Below are 13,804 nucleotides of genomic sequence, written 5' to 3'. Positions count from 1 at the left end.
GCCACATGTTCAGTAAAAAATTCCGCACCGCTGCGCTGTACAGTGTGATTGCCGCCTTGCTGGCGGCAGTCGGCTACTGGAACATCGGCCCCGAAAGCTTCCTCGACAAGCCGGTGGTCAGCGTCGACAACAACGCTATCGACTATTACGCCACCAACGCCCACAGCGTACAGTTCCTGCCAGACGGCAAGATGCAGTACGAGATGACCGCCGACAAGGTCGAACACCTCAAGGTCAGTGAAGTGACCCTGCTGACCAAGCCGGACCTGCAGCTGTACCGCGGCACCACCTACCCCTGGCATGTGCAGAGCGAAAAGGGCGAGGTCAACCCGGACGGCTCGGAAGTGGAATTGATTGACTCGGTACGGGTTGCCCGCACCGATGAAAAGAACCGCACCATGATCATTACCACCAGCCGCATGACGGTATTCCCGCAGAAGCAATATGCGCAAACCGCACAAGCCGTTAAAATCGACGGCGCCGGTGGCGTCACTACGGGCAATGGAATGAAAGCGTATTTGAAAGACGGCAGGATGGACCTGCTGTCCAACGTAAGAGGACAGTATGAGGCTCGTTAAAACCCTCCCCTTTTTGCTCAGCCTGAGCGCAGCACTGGGAAGCGCGAGCGCCTGGGCCCTGCCGAACGACCGTGACCAGCCTATCCGCATTCAGGCCGACAACGCGCACCTGGATGACAAGAAAGGGGTCGCCACCTACACCGGCGACGTCATCATCACCCAAGGTTCGATGATGATCAAAGGCAACACCGTGACCATCACCCGCGCCGACTCCGGCGACATCGATGTGGTGACCTCGGTGGGCAACCTGGCCTACTTCGAGCAGCAACAGAGCGCTGCCAAGCCGGACAAGATGCAGGGCTACGCCGTGACCATCCAGTACCAGGCGCAAAAAGACCTGGTGGTGCTGACCGACCGCGCCAAAGTGGTCAACGAAGGCAATACCACCGAAGGCGAGAAGATCGTCTACAACACCAAGTCCCAGGTAGCGACTGCCGGTCGTGGCGGCAATGTGACCTCACCGCGCCAGCGTATCGACATGGTGATCCAGCCTAAAAAGAAGGCCGAGTAAATGGCGACCCTCAAAGCCCAGCACCTGGCCAAGAGCTACAAGAGCCGACAAGTGGTCCGCGACGTCAGCCTGTCGATCGACAGCGGCCAGATCGTCGGCCTGCTCGGCCCTAACGGCGCCGGCAAAACCACCTGCTTCTACATGATCGTCGGCCTGGTCCAGGCCGATCAGGGCCGTGTCCTGATCGACGATCTGGATGTCAGCCACCAGCCGATGCACGGCCGTGCCCGTGCCGGTATTGGTTACCTGCCCCAGGAAGCCTCGATCTTTCGCAAGCTTTCGGTTGCCGACAACATCATGGCGATCCTCGAGACCCGCAAGGACCTCGACACCGCCGGACGTCGCAAGGAACTGGAAAGCCTGCTGCAGGAATTTCACATCAGCCACATTCGCGACAACCTCGGCATGAGCCTGTCCGGCGGCGAGCGTCGCCGCGTGGAGATCGCTCGTGCCCTGGCCACCGCACCGAAATTCATCCTGCTCGACGAACCCTTTGCCGGTGTCGACCCGATTTCGGTCGGCGACATCAAGCAGATCATCCATCACCTCAAGGCCAAGGGCATCGGTGTACTGATCACCGACCACAACGTCCGTGAGACCCTGGATATCTGCGAAACCGCTTACATCGTCAACGATGGCCAACTGATTGCCGAAGGCGATGCAGAGACCATCCTGGCCAACGACCTGGTCAAAGAGGTGTACTTGGGCCACGAGTTCCGCTTGTAAGTTCGAGGCGACAAAGCGCTTGCCAGGGGCAACTGTACCGGTGAAATCCGGCTTAATTGTTACAGCACCCTAGGCAAACGCTCCAATTTCAGGCATATAATTTGCTTAAAGTTGGCGCTTCGGTGCCCTTGTAGTGGATGGCGCATGTGCGCCGGCGAAAAAGGTGTTAAGCCCCTGCCATGAAACCATCGCTCGTCCTAAGAATGGGCCAGCAACTGACGATGACACCGCAGTTGCAACAGGCCATCCGTCTGCTCCAGCTTTCTACCCTGGACCTCCAGCAGGAAATCCAGGAAGCGCTGGAATCGAACCCGATGCTCGAACGCCAGGAAGAAGGCGACGACTTCGACAACAGCGACCCGATGGCGGACAACGCCGAAAGCAAGCCGGTCGCCGAAGTCCAGGACACCAGTTTCCAGGAAACCACGCCCACCGTGGACAGCCTGGAAGACGGCGAATGGAACGAGCGCATCCCCAACGAGCTACCGGTCGATACGGCCTGGGAAGACATCTACCAGACCAGCGCCAGCAGCCTGCCCAGCAACGACGATGACGAGTGGGACTTCACCACCCGCACCTCGGCTGGCGAAAGCCTGCAAAGCCACCTGCTCTGGCAGTTGAACCTGGCGCCGATGTCCGACACCGACCGGCTGATCGCGGTCACCCTGATCGACTGCATCAACAACCAGGGCTACCTCGACGAAACCCTCGAAGAAGTCTGCGAGTCCTTCGACCCGGAGCTGGATATCGAGCTCGACGAAGTCGAAGCCGTGCTGCACCGCATCCAGCAATTCGAACCGGCCGGCATCGGCGCGCGCAACCTCAGCGAGTGCTTGCTGCTGCAGCTGCGTCAACTGCCCGCCAGCACCCCCTGGATGGCCGAAGCCCAGCGCCTGGTCCGCGATTACATCGACCTGCTCGGCAGCCGTGACTACAGCCAGCTGATGCGGCGGATGAAGCTCAAAGAAGACGAACTGCGCCAGGTCATCGAACTGGTCCAGAGCCTCAACCCGCGCCCTGGCTCGCAGATCGAGTCCAGCGAAGCCGAATACGTGGTCCCTGACGTGATCGTGCGCAAGGACAACGAACGCTGGCTGGTCGAGCTCAACCAGGAAGCCGTGCCGCGTCTGCGGGTCAACCCGCAATACGCCGGATTCGTCCGCCGTGCCGACACCAGCGCCGACAACACCTTCATGCGCAACCAGTTGCAGGAAGCCCGCTGGTTCATCAAGAGCCTGCAGAGCCGTAACGAAACCCTGATGAAGGTCGCCACCCAGATCGTCGAGCACCAACGTGGTTTCCTCGATCACGGCGACGAAGCAATGAAGCCGCTGGTATTGCACGACATCGCCGAAGCGGTGGGCATGCACGAGTCGACCATTTCCCGGGTCACCACCCAGAAATACATGCATACACCGCGTGGAATTTACGAGCTGAAGTACTTTTTCTCCAGCCACGTCAGCACCTCCGAAGGCGGTGAATGCTCGTCCACAGCGATTCGCGCGATCATCAAAAAACTGGTTGCAGCGGAAAATCAGAAAAAGCCATTGAGTGACAGCAAGATCGCTGGTTTACTGGAGGCACAAGGTATCCAGGTAGCCCGTCGCACCGTCGCCAAGTACCGCGAGTCCCTCGGCATTGCACCGTCGAGTGAGCGTAAGCGACTGATGTAGCCCCTGAGATAGCCATAGCAGTTCAGTGGCAGGCGCAATACCTGCCTCTTATGCACGGGCAACAAAGGAGAAGCTGTATGCAAGTCAATATCAGTGGACAGCATGTAGAAGTCACCCAGCCGCTGCGCGAGTACGTCGAACAGAAACTGAAACGGCTGGAAGGGCACTTCGACAAGATTACCAATGTGACGGTAATCATGAAGGTCGAGAAGCTGCAGCAGAAAATTGAAGCGACGCTGTTTATTCCCGGCGGCGAAGTGGTTGCAAATGCCGAACACACAGACATGTATGCAGCGATCGATGCCTTGACCGACAAGCTCGACCGCCAACTGAAAAAACACAAGGAAAAACAGCAAAGCCTGCTGCAAGGTGCAGCGGCCCGCTGATCCCCCTCATCCATGATCCGACTTGAAACCATCCTGACCCCCGGCCGTTCCCTGGTGAACGCGCCGGGAGGCAGTAAAAAGCGTGCACTCCAGGAAATCGCCACCCTGATCGACCGGGAAGTTCCGGACCTGGAGATGCAAGACGTTTTTGAAGCCCTGTTTGCCCGGGAGAAACTCGGGTCGACCGGTTTTGGTAATGGCATTGCCATTCCACACTGCCGCCTGAAAGGCTGCTCATCCCCCATCAGCGCCCTGATACACCTGGATGCACCGATTGACTATGACGCCATTGATGGCGCCCCGGTCGATTTGCTGTTTGTCCTGCTGGTTCCCGAAGCGGCCACTGATGCGCACCTTGAGCTGTTGCGCCAAATTGCCAGCATGCTCGACCGTAAGGAAGTGCGTGACAGGTTGCGTGCCGCCGGTAGCAGTGAAGCCTTGTACCAGGTCGTACTGGACGTACAGAACGAGTCCTGAACATGCGCCTGATTATCGTCAGTGGCCGATCCGGCTCCGGCAAGAGCACCGCCCTCGCAGTCCTGGAGGACAACGGCTACTACTGCATCGATAACCTGCCTGCCGGGCTGCTACCGCAGCTGGCGGAAAATGCCCTGATCAACACCGAGCTGATGCAGCCCAAAGTGGCGGTATCAATCGATGCACGCAACCTGCCCAGCCATCTGAGCCGCTTCCCCGAGCTGCTCGAAGATGCCCGGAGCAAGCATATCCAGTGTGATGTGCTGTACCTGGACGCCGACGAAGAGACCCTGCTCAAGCGTTTCTCGGAAACCCGCAGGCGTCACCCGCTGACCAACGCCAATCGTTCGCTGGCCGAAGCGATCAAGGTCGAGACCGACCTGCTGGGGCCGATCGCCGACCTCGCCGACCTGAAGATCGACACCACCAAACTGAACCTCTACCAGTTGCGGGACTCGATCAAACTGCGCCTGCTTAACCAGCCGGAACCCGGTACCGCGTTCCTGGTCGAATCCTTCGGTTTCAAGCGAGGCATGCCGGTGGATGCCGACCTGGTGTTCGACGTGCGCTGCCTGCCCAACCCTTACTGGAAGCCGGAGCTACGTGAACACTCCGGCCTGGAACAACCGGTCATCGATTACCTGGCCACCCAGCCTGACGTCGAAGAAATGTTCCAGGACATCTCCAGCTACCTGCTCAAATGGTTGCCGCGCTTTGCCGCCAGCAACCGCGCTTACGTCACCATTGCCATTGGCTGTACTGGTGGACACCACCGTTCGGTTTACCTCACCGAACGCCTGGGCCAGTTGCTGCAGCAATCCCTGAAGAATGTCCAGGTTCGCCACCGCGACCTCTAGCCCACAGGACTACCGCCGCGATGCCCGCTCGTGAAATCACCATCATCAACAAGCTGGGGCTACACGCCCGGGCTGCGGCAAAGTTTGTCGGCGTGGCCGGACGCTTCCCTTGCACCGTGCGCGTAGGTCGCGCGCCTGACAAACTGATCGACGGCAAAAGCATCATGGCCGTGATGATGCTGGCAGCGGGCAAAGGCACTCAGGTACACCTGCATACTGAAGGCGAGCAACAGGACGAAGCCCTGGAAGCGTTGATCGAGCTGATCAACAACTACTTTGACGAGGGCGAGTAACCGCCCTCTGCTTCCTGCTCAAGACAACGCCGTATCCATCACCATCATCAGGCAGAAGCCGACGCACAAACCCAGGCTGGCCAAGCGATGATGACCGTTGCTGCGTGATTCAGGAATGATCTCCTGGGTGACCACCAGCAACATCGCCCCGGCCGCACAGGCCAGGCCCAGTGGCAGCAACAACTCCGCCACCGTCACCAGCCAGGCACAAATCACTGCCGCCACCGGCTCGACCAGACCAGACGCCGCACCGATGGCAAAGGCCTTGAATCGCGCCATCCCGGCCCCGGCCAGCACCAGCGCAATGACCAGGCCTTCGGGCACATCCTGCAAGGCGATGCCCATGGCCAGACTGTCGGCATCCGCCATTCCACCACCGGCCGACACACCGATGGCCATGCCTTCCGGGATGTTGTGGGCGATGATGGCGATGACAAACACCCAGATCCGTGCGGCAATCACCGGCTGCCGGGCAGTGCCGACCAAGGCCTCCGGCGAAGCGCCAGACACTTTGAGATCGACCAGGTAGAGGCAGAAAGCGCCGAACAGCAAGCCGAAACTGACCAGCCCTCCGGCACTCCATTTGCCCAGGCCAATAGCCTGGGCAGCATCAAGCCCGGGAATGATCAGGGAAAACGCCGTTGCCGCCAGCATCACCCCGGCGCCAAAACCCAGCAACGTATCGGCCAAGGCTACCGGCATGCTGCGGATCACCAGCACCGGCACTGCACCCAGCGCGGTCCCCAATGCACACAGGGCGCCCCCTTCGAGCGCACGCATCATGCGCGGCTCAAGGTCCAGCCAGGCCAACCCCTGCGCTACCAGCAAAGCGCAGCCGACCAGCAGCAACAGGGTACCCAGCGCCAGGCGAAACAAACGCACGCTGCTGATGGACATCACATCCGTACGCATACCGGGACGACTCACACCAGGGCGGCTACATAACGGCGTTCTACCTCGGACCAATCGATCACGTTGTAGAAGGCATTGATATATTCGGGACGGCGGTTCTGGTACAGCAGGTAGTAGGCATGTTCCCAGACATCCAGCCCCAGAATCGGCGTGTTGCCGTGCATCAGCGGGCTGTCCTGGTTGCCACTGCTTTCCACCACCAGCTTTTTCTCCGGCGTCACGCTGAGCCAGGCCCAACCGCTGCCGAAACGGGTCAACGCCGCCTTGGTGAAGGCATCCTTGAAGGCGTCGAAGCCGCCCAATTGCTCATCGATAGCCTTGCCAACCGTGCCCTGGGGCTGACCACCGCCCTGGGGCGACATGACCGTCCAGAACAGCGAGTGGTTGGCATGCCCGCCACCCTGGTTGATCACTGCCGCCTGCAGGCTCGATGGCAACTGCTTGACCGCGGCCACCAGTTGTTCGACCGGCCATTCGGCCCATTCACTGCCTTCGACGGCAGCATTGAGGTTGTTGATGTAGGTCTGATGGTGCTTGCTGTGGTGAATCTGCATGGTCTGGGTATCGATGTGCGGTTCCAGCGCATCGTAGGCGTAAGGCAATGCAGGCAAGGTATAAGGCATTCTCAATGGATTCCGTATTGATGTGCAGAAGACCCGGCGCTTTCCTGACCGGCAAGTACCGCCGGTTGCGGGCCATGGCTGTGGAGCAGGCGTTCGGTTCGTGGGTACTGGCCGTACTCACTGATGAAATTGAGCAACTCGGTGTAGGTCTTGCCGCTGTGACGCAGCGCCGCTTCGCGCAGCGCTGGCGTCAGGCGTTGATCCTGCATGGCCTGCAACAGCCGCTGATGGATGGCGCAGAGGTACTCCGCGCTCTCCTGAGGCTGATTCAAGCGCAGGTGCAGGTCGGCCAGGTTGTGGTGAGCAATCACGCACACGGCCACCGCTTCATCGGCGTCATGCCAGCGCTCGAACAACACCTGGGCCAGGGCCAGGGCCTGCAGATACAACTCGCGGGCATCGACCAGCTCGCCCTGGTCGAACAGGCGATTGGCGATTTCGGTGGTGCGTTTCCAGTGCTGCATGACAAACCTCCAGGGCGCTATCAGATACCGCCGGCAGTAAGCTTTTCCGGGTCGAGCAGCACTTCCAGCTGGCTGCGCGGCAAGTCGGTGTGCTCCAGGGCTACCTCAATGATCGGCCGCCCTTGCTTGTAGGCGGTCTTGGCAATCTCGGCGGCCTTCTGATAACCGATGATCGGGTTCAGCGCCGTTACCAGGATCGGGTTACGCGCCAGTGCTTCCTTGAGCTTGGCTTCGTTGACCTTGAAGCTGGCGATCGCCTTGTCGGCCAGCAAGCGGCTGACATTGGCCATCAGCTCGATGCTGCTCAGCAGGTTCTGAGCAATGATCGGCAACATCACGTTGAGTTCGAAATTGCCCGACTGACCGGCCACGGCAATGGTCGCGTCGTTGCCGATGACCTGCGCGGCGACCATGGCGGTGGCTTCCGGAATCACCGGGTTGACCTTGCCCGGCATGATCGAGGAGCCCGGCTGCAGGCCTTCCAGTTCGATCTCACCCAGGCCAGCCAGCGGACCGGAGTTCATCCAGCGCAGGTCGTTGGCGATCTTCATCAAGGCCACGGCAGTGGTCTTGAGCTGACCCGACAAGGCAACGGCAGTGTCCTGTGAGCCGATCAGGGCGAACAGATTCTGCCCAGGGGTGAATGGCACCTTGGTGAGTTCAGACAGCTGCTGGCTGAATCGCCCGGCGAATTCGGGATGGGCATTGATTCCGGTCCCTACGGCTGTACCGCCCTGGGCCAGCGACTGCAACGCCGGCAAGGTCGACTCAATGTGTGCGATGGCAGCCGAGATCTGCGCCGCCCATCCGCCGAGCACCTGGCTCATGCGCACCGGCATGGCGTCCATCAGGTGGGTTCGGCCAGTCTTGATGAAGGGATGTACCTCGAGCGCCTTGCGCTCGATCACCTGCACCAGGTGCTTGAGTGCTGGCAGCAGTTGCTCATGCAAGGCCAGCGCGGCACTGACATGAATAGTGGTAGGAATGATGTCGTTACTGCTTTGCCCGCAGTTGACGTGATCGTTCGGATTGACCGTATCGCCGAGAATGCGGCTTGCCAGGGTGGCAATCACTTCGTTGGCGTTCATGTTCGAGCTGGTGCCGGAACCGGTCTGGAAGATATCCACCGGAAAGTGCTGAATGAAATCGCCAGCCAGCAGTTGCTCGACCGCTTTGACAATGGCCGTGCCCTGCCCCTCATCCAGTTGCTTGAGTTCGATGTTGGCCTTGGCCGCGGCAGCCTTGGCCAGCAGCAGTGCACGAATGAACTGGGTCGGCATGCGCTGCTGGCTGATCGGGAAGTTGTTCACCGCACGCTGGGTCTGAGCGCCATACAGGGCCTCGGCCGGCACCTGCAGTTCACCCATGCTGTCACGCTCGATACGGGTATTACTCATCATCAAGTCCTTGCATCAGTTCAGCGAAAGAAATCGAAGGCAGTAGCGTGCAGTTCGCCAGTTGCAGGGCGAGAGGCTGCCAACGCTGGCCGTGCTCGCCACCGTCGAGCTTGCGCAGCTGCAACAGCGGCTTCCAGGCCTGATCCAGGCACAGGCAGCGCCAATGCCAGGGCAGCATGCGGTCGCAAGCGGTATCCAGGAGCAGGCGGAATGAGGTCAGGGCGACGGTCCAGGCCGAGGTTTCAGTGCAGCACACCAGATACCGGCCTTCGGCCAGGTAGTGGTCGATCAAGCGCGGTTCGTCCGGCTCCATCGCACAACGGATACGGCGGCTGAGCCAGCGCCAGTTTTCGAGGTAGGGCAATTCGTGAAGGACGGGTTTCATGAACATCATCGCCTAGATAATGATATTCATTATTAAGTGATAATCAGAATCAATTCAAGGATGCGAAAGTAGAAAAACAAAAAAGCCCGACACATGGCCGGGCTTCAGGGGGGCACTCTTTCGGTAGGAGCGGGCTTGCCCCGCGATTGCGTCTAGTCAGTCACATTGTATCGCGGGGCAAGCCCGCTCCTACCACAATCAGCTACCCGCCACAGTCATCCGCTCGATCAGTACCGAGCCAGTGTGAATGTTGCTACGAGTCTCAAGATCATTACCGATCGCGACAATCTGCTGGAACATGTCCTTCATATTGCCGGCGATGGTCACTTCCTGGACAGCGAACTGAATCTCGCCATTCTCGACCCAATAGCCTGCGGCACCACGGGAATAGTCGCCGGTCACCATGTTCAGGCCATGCCCCATCAACTCGGTGACCAACAATCCACGTCCCATACGCCGGATCAGTGCGGCCTGATCCTCCACCCCGTGGGTGACGTACAGGTTATGCACGCCACCGGCATTGGCGGTGCTCGGCAGGCCAAGTTTGCGTCCGGAATAAGTACCCAGTACGTAGGAGACCAACTCGCCTTTTTCGACGAACGGTTTGGCATAGGTGGCCAGACCATCGCCATCGAAGGCCGCACTGCCCAGCGCGCGCATCAGGTGTGGACGCTCATCCAGGGTCAACCAGCTCGGGAACAGGCGCTGCCCCATGGTCCCCTCAAGGAACGATGACTTGCGGTACAGGTTGCCGCCGGAGATCGCCGACAGGAAACTGCCGAACAGCCCCCCGGCCAGCTCTGCCGAGAACAGCACCGGCACCTCGCAGGTCGGCACCGGTCGCGCGCCCAGGCGACTGGCGGCCCGCTGCGCGGCGCGCTGGCCGATGCTGCGAGGATCGGCCAGCAACTCGCCCTGGCGATTGACGTCGTACCAGTAGTCACGCTGCATCTGCCCGTCGGCTTCGGCGATCATCACGCAGCTCAGGCTGTGACGGGTCGACGCGTAGCCACCGATAAAGCCGTTGCTGTTGCCATACACGCGGCAGCCCTGATGGGTATTGAGCGTGGTGCCGTCAGCGTTCTTGATCCGCGCATCGGCGTCAAAGGCCGCCGCTTCGCAAGCCAGCGCCTTTTCGATCGCCTGTTCCGGGGTGATGTCCCAGGCGTGATACAGATCGAAGTCAGGCAGATCACGGGCCATCAACGCCGGATCGGCAAGCCCTGCGCAATCATCCTCGGAAGTGTGCTTGGCAATCGCCAGTGCCGCGGCGACGGTCTCGCGAATGGCCTCGCTGCCGCTGGCCGAGGTGCTGGCCGAACCTTTGCGCTGGCCAACGTACAGGGTGATACCAAAACCCTGGTCGCGGTTGAACTCCACGGTTTCCACTTCACGCTGGCGTACCGAGGTCGACAAGCCCTGCTCCAGCGATACCGCTACTTCACAGGCGCTGGCCCCTTGGCGTTTGGCTTCGGCGATGATCTGTTCAACCTGCTCCTGCAACGCCGGCAGGGCCTGTGGACCTACGCTCTGGACTGCATTCATGGTTTTCTCCACTCAAATTCTGCGTTCGGCACGGGTCAATCTACGACCGGGCCGGACAAGCGGCCCCCGACTGGTTATCATGGCGGCGATTCTCAGCGGACTGCCCCCATGGTTGATTCTTACGACACCGCCTTCGACGGCGAAAAAAGCAAAACCCAGATCAAGCGCGAAATGCAGGCGCTGGTCGATATGGGCGAGCGCCTCACATTGCTCAAGCCCGACATCCTGGCCAAACTGCCCTTGACCGACGAACTGCGCGCGGCTCTGGAAGAGCACAAGCGCCACACGGCGAACGAGGCCAAAAGGCGTCACAAGTCGTTCATCGGCAAGCTGATGCGTGACCAGGACATCGACGCGATCACTGCCCTTCTTGACCAGCTCGACGCCTCGTCGCGCCAGTACAACGAGCGCTTCCACGGCCTCGAACGCTGGCGCGACCGGCTGATCGACGGCACCGACGAAGTCCTGGAAAAATTCGTCCAGGAATACCCGGAGGCCGACCGCCAGCAGCTGCGCTCGCTGATCCGCCAGGCCCAGCACGAGCTGAAAACCAACAAGCCGCCTAGCGCCAGCCGCAAGATCTTCAAGTACATTCGCACCCTCGACGAGGTTCAACGCGGTCTGCGTTGAGCCCCGCGACCGGGCAGGCGCCCTGCCCGCCCGGTTTCAACTTCATGCGCCCGTGCCACCCACGGTGATCGCATCGATCTTCAAGGTCGGCTGGCCGACGCCAACCGGCACCGACTGACCATCCTTGCCACAGGTGCCCACACCACTGTCCAGGGACAGGTCGTTACCGACCATCGATACCCGGCTCATGGCTTCCGGACCGTTGCCGATCAGCGTCGCGCCTTTGACCGGTGCAGTGATTTTGCCGTCTTCGATCAGATAGGCTTCGCTGGTGGAGAAGACAAACTTGCCGCTGGTGATATCCACCTGGCCGCCGCCCAGATTGGCGCAGTAGAGGCCGCGCTTGACCGACTTGATGATTTCTTCCGGATCGCTTTCCCCGGCACGCATGTAGGTGTTGGTCATGCGTGGCATTGGCAGGTGCGCGTAAGACTCGCGGCGCCCGTTGCCGGTGACCGCCATGCCCATCAACCGGGCGTTGAGCTTGTCCTGCATGTAGCCCTTGAGAATGCCGTTCTCGATCAGCGTGGTGCACTCGGTGGGCGTGCCTTCGTCATCCACGCTCAACGAACCGCGGCGACCTTCCAGGGTGCCATCATCGACGATGGTGCACAGGCTCGAGGCAACCTTTTCGCCCATGTGGCCGCTGTAGGCCGAGCTGCCCTTGCGGTTGAAGTCACCCTCCAGGCCATGGCCGACTGCCTCATGCAGCAACACGCCGGACCAACCTGAACCGAGGACCACCGGCAAGGTGCCGGCCGGGGCCGGAATCGCTTCGAGGTTGACCAAAGCCTGACGCAGGGCCTCTCGGGCAAAGCCCATGACCCGCTCGTCGGTGAAATAGCGGTAGTCGGTACGCCCGCCACCGCCATGGCCACCGCGCTCACGCCGGCCGTTCTGCTCGACGATCACACTGACGTTGAAACGCACCAGCGGACGCACATCCGCAGCCAGGCTGCCATCGGCTGCGGCGATCAGAATGCGCTCCCAGACCCCGGCCATGCTCACGGTAACCTGCTGAATTCGCGGGTCTAGCTTGCGCGTGGCGGCATCGACACGTTTGAGCAGCTCGACCTTCTCGGCACGGCTGAGCACTTCCAGCGGGTTGTCGGTGCCATACAGCTGAACGACATCCTGGCTTTTGAACGCCTGGACACTGCCGTTCTGCCCGGCGCGGGAAATCGAGCGGGCCGCACGCGCAGCTGAAGTCAGGGCTTCAAGGTTGATGGCGTTGCTGTAGGCGAAACCGGTTTTCTCGCCAGACTGGGCACGTACGCCCACGCCCTGGTCGAGGTTGAAACTGCCTTCTTTGACGATCCCGTCTTCAAGCGCCCAGGATTCGGAAATCTGCCCCTGGAAATACAGGTCGGCGGCATCGATGCCCGGCCCGGCCAACTCACCCAGCACTGACTGCAGGCTGTCGAGGGTCAGCCCGCCCGGCGCCAGCAGATGCTCGCTGACAGTGGATAACATCTCGCTCATAGTCACTCCGAGGTGTGCGCAGGCCGCAAAGCGTCCTGCGAGAAAAAGCGCCGGTGCAAGGCCACCGGCATCCGCGCCCGGATGGACGCCTGTTCGCTGCTGTCGCGTTCGCCCAGCAGCACGGCCTCGCCGCTGGCCTGTTCGGCGATAATTCGCCCCCAGGGATCGACGATCGCCGCATGTCCGTAAGTTTCCCGTGGCCCCGGGTGGATACCGCCCTGCGCGGCGGCCAGGACATAACACTGGGTTTCAATCGCCCGCGCGCGGATCAGCACTTGCCAATGCGCCGCGCCGGTTACGGCGGTGAACGCTGCCGGAGCACTGATCAGTTCGGCCCCGGCAGCGCGCAAGGCGCTGTACAGTTCAGGGAAGCGCAAGTCATAGCATACGCTCAAGCCCAGGCGTCCGACCGGGGTATCGGCAACCACCACCTGGCTGCCATGGGCATAGTCATCAGACTCCCGATAGCGGCCACGGTTGTCGGCGACATCGACATCGAACAGGTGCAGCTTGTCGTAGCGCGCTACGGTTTCGCCATGCTCATCGATCAACAACGAACAGGCATGGGACTTGGCATCCGGCTGCCCGGCCGGCGGCAAAGGCAAGGTGCCAGCCACCACCCATAACTTGAGGTCGCGGGCGGCCTGTTTCAACCACGGCAGTATCGGCCCCTCGCCCAGCGCCTCGGCGCGACCGATGGCGGCGCTGTCGCGGCGGCCCATGGCGGCGAAGTTCTCCGGCAACACCGCCAGGCGCGCACCGCCGGCAGCCGCCTGCTCAAGCAAACGCCGAGCCTGCTCCAGGTTGGCCGGAATATCGCTCTGGCTGACCATCTGGATCACTGCTGACTTCATTGGCGCTCCCG

At 60.9% G+C, this 13,804-nt stretch carries 17 protein-coding genes; 9 read left to right on the top strand and 8 right to left on the bottom strand.

Features of this window, described 5'->3' with window-relative positions; translation table 11 throughout:
• Window positions 1-5 precede the first annotated feature (5 nt).
• From lptC to AC07OF_RS03640, 8 genes are all read left to right on the top strand, one after another.
• Window positions 6-578, top strand: a complete 573-nt coding sequence (lptC, locus tag AC07OF_RS03675; protein ID WP_038614378.1) for an LPS export ABC transporter periplasmic protein LptC — start codon at window positions 6-8, stop codon at window positions 576-578.
• Complete coding sequence (gene lptA / locus AC07OF_RS03670; protein WP_157193975.1) at window positions 565-1,089, top strand: lipopolysaccharide transport periplasmic protein LptA; 525 nt, start codon at window positions 565-567, stop codon at window positions 1,087-1,089. Before lptC ends, lptA begins: the two co-directional genes overlap by 14 nt.
• Entirely contained in the window at window positions 1,090-1,815 is a 726-nt protein-coding gene (gene lptB / locus AC07OF_RS03665) for an LPS export ABC transporter ATP-binding protein (protein ID WP_038614382.1), read from the top strand.
• A gap of 179 nt (window positions 1,816-1,994) precedes the next feature.
• Entirely contained in the window at window positions 1,995-3,488 is a 1,494-nt protein-coding gene (locus AC07OF_RS03660) for an RNA polymerase factor sigma-54 (RefSeq protein WP_157193977.1), read from the top strand.
• A 77-nt stretch (window positions 3,489-3,565) separates the two neighbouring features.
• Window positions 3,566-3,874, top strand: coding sequence for a ribosome hibernation-promoting factor, HPF/YfiA family (hpf, locus tag AC07OF_RS03655; protein ID WP_028942831.1), 309 nt, complete (start codon window positions 3,566-3,568; stop codon window positions 3,872-3,874).
• Window positions 3,875-3,886: 12 nt separating this feature from the next.
• Window positions 3,887-4,351 carry a PTS IIA-like nitrogen regulatory protein PtsN gene (ptsN, locus tag AC07OF_RS03650; RefSeq protein ID WP_157193978.1) on the top strand — a complete coding sequence of 155 codons (465 nt, stop codon included), beginning with the start codon at window positions 3,887-3,889 and terminating at the stop codon, window positions 4,349-4,351.
• 2 nt (window positions 4,352-4,353) lie between these two features.
• The gene (rapZ, locus tag AC07OF_RS03645) at window positions 4,354-5,208 is read left to right on the top strand and encodes an RNase adapter RapZ (protein WP_157193981.1); all 855 of its coding nucleotides are present in this window, start codon (window positions 4,354-4,356) and stop codon (window positions 5,206-5,208) included.
• A gap of 20 nt (window positions 5,209-5,228) precedes the next feature.
• Entirely contained in the window at window positions 5,229-5,501 is a 273-nt protein-coding gene (locus AC07OF_RS03640; RefSeq protein WP_038614394.1) for an HPr family phosphocarrier protein, read from the top strand.
• Window positions 5,502-5,519: 18 nt separating this feature from the next.
• Here AC07OF_RS03640 and AC07OF_RS03635 read toward each other — a convergent pair whose 3' ends face one another.
• The 6 genes from AC07OF_RS03635 to pmbA form a co-directional block, all read right to left on the bottom strand.
• A complete protein-coding gene (locus AC07OF_RS03635) occupies window positions 5,520-6,413 on the bottom strand; it encodes a ZIP family metal transporter (protein WP_495072581.1) in 894 nt (297 codons plus the stop codon).
• Between the two features lie 11 nt (window positions 6,414-6,424).
• Entirely contained in the window at window positions 6,425-7,036 is a 612-nt protein-coding gene (locus AC07OF_RS03630) for a superoxide dismutase (RefSeq protein WP_495072580.1), read from the bottom strand.
• A 2-nt stretch (window positions 7,037-7,038) separates the two neighbouring features.
• The gene (locus tag AC07OF_RS03625) at window positions 7,039-7,500 is read right to left on the bottom strand and encodes a DUF2753 family protein (protein WP_342623177.1); all 462 of its coding nucleotides are present in this window, start codon (window positions 7,498-7,500) and stop codon (window positions 7,039-7,041) included.
• Window positions 7,501-7,520: 20 nt separating this feature from the next.
• The gene (gene fumC / locus AC07OF_RS03620) at window positions 7,521-8,897 is read right to left on the bottom strand and encodes a class II fumarate hydratase FumC (RefSeq protein ID WP_157193987.1); all 1,377 of its coding nucleotides are present in this window, start codon (window positions 8,895-8,897) and stop codon (window positions 7,521-7,523) included.
• Complete coding sequence (locus AC07OF_RS03615) at window positions 8,890-9,291, bottom strand: hypothetical protein (protein WP_038614407.1); 402 nt, start codon at window positions 9,289-9,291, stop codon at window positions 8,890-8,892. The genes fumC and AC07OF_RS03615 overlap by 8 nt, the downstream gene beginning before the upstream one ends.
• A gap of 189 nt (window positions 9,292-9,480) precedes the next feature.
• Window positions 9,481-10,827, bottom strand: a complete 1,347-nt coding sequence (gene pmbA / locus AC07OF_RS03610) for a metalloprotease PmbA (protein WP_038614409.1) — start codon at window positions 10,825-10,827, stop codon at window positions 9,481-9,483.
• 108 nt (window positions 10,828-10,935) lie between these two features.
• On the opposite strand from pmbA, the gene yjgA reads away from it, so the two are divergent.
• Window positions 10,936-11,457, top strand: coding sequence for a ribosome biogenesis factor YjgA (gene yjgA, locus AC07OF_RS03605; RefSeq protein ID WP_157193989.1), 522 nt, complete (start codon window positions 10,936-10,938; stop codon window positions 11,455-11,457).
• 42 nt (window positions 11,458-11,499) lie between these two features.
• On the opposite strand, the gene tldD is transcribed toward yjgA, so the two are convergent.
• The gene (gene tldD, locus AC07OF_RS03600) at window positions 11,500-12,939 is read right to left on the bottom strand and encodes a metalloprotease TldD (RefSeq protein ID WP_157193991.1); all 1,440 of its coding nucleotides are present in this window, start codon (window positions 12,937-12,939) and stop codon (window positions 11,500-11,502) included.
• A 2-nt stretch (window positions 12,940-12,941) separates the two neighbouring features.
• A complete protein-coding gene (locus tag AC07OF_RS03595; RefSeq protein WP_157193992.1) occupies window positions 12,942-13,793 on the bottom strand; it encodes a carbon-nitrogen hydrolase family protein in 852 nt (283 codons plus the stop codon).
• Window positions 13,794-13,804 lie beyond the last annotated feature (11 nt).

Source organism: Pseudomonas sp. GW821-FHT10B02 (assembly GCF_059415665.1).
The sequence above is the reverse complement of the archived record's forward strand: the minus strand, read 5'-3'. Positions and strand labels throughout refer to the sequence as shown.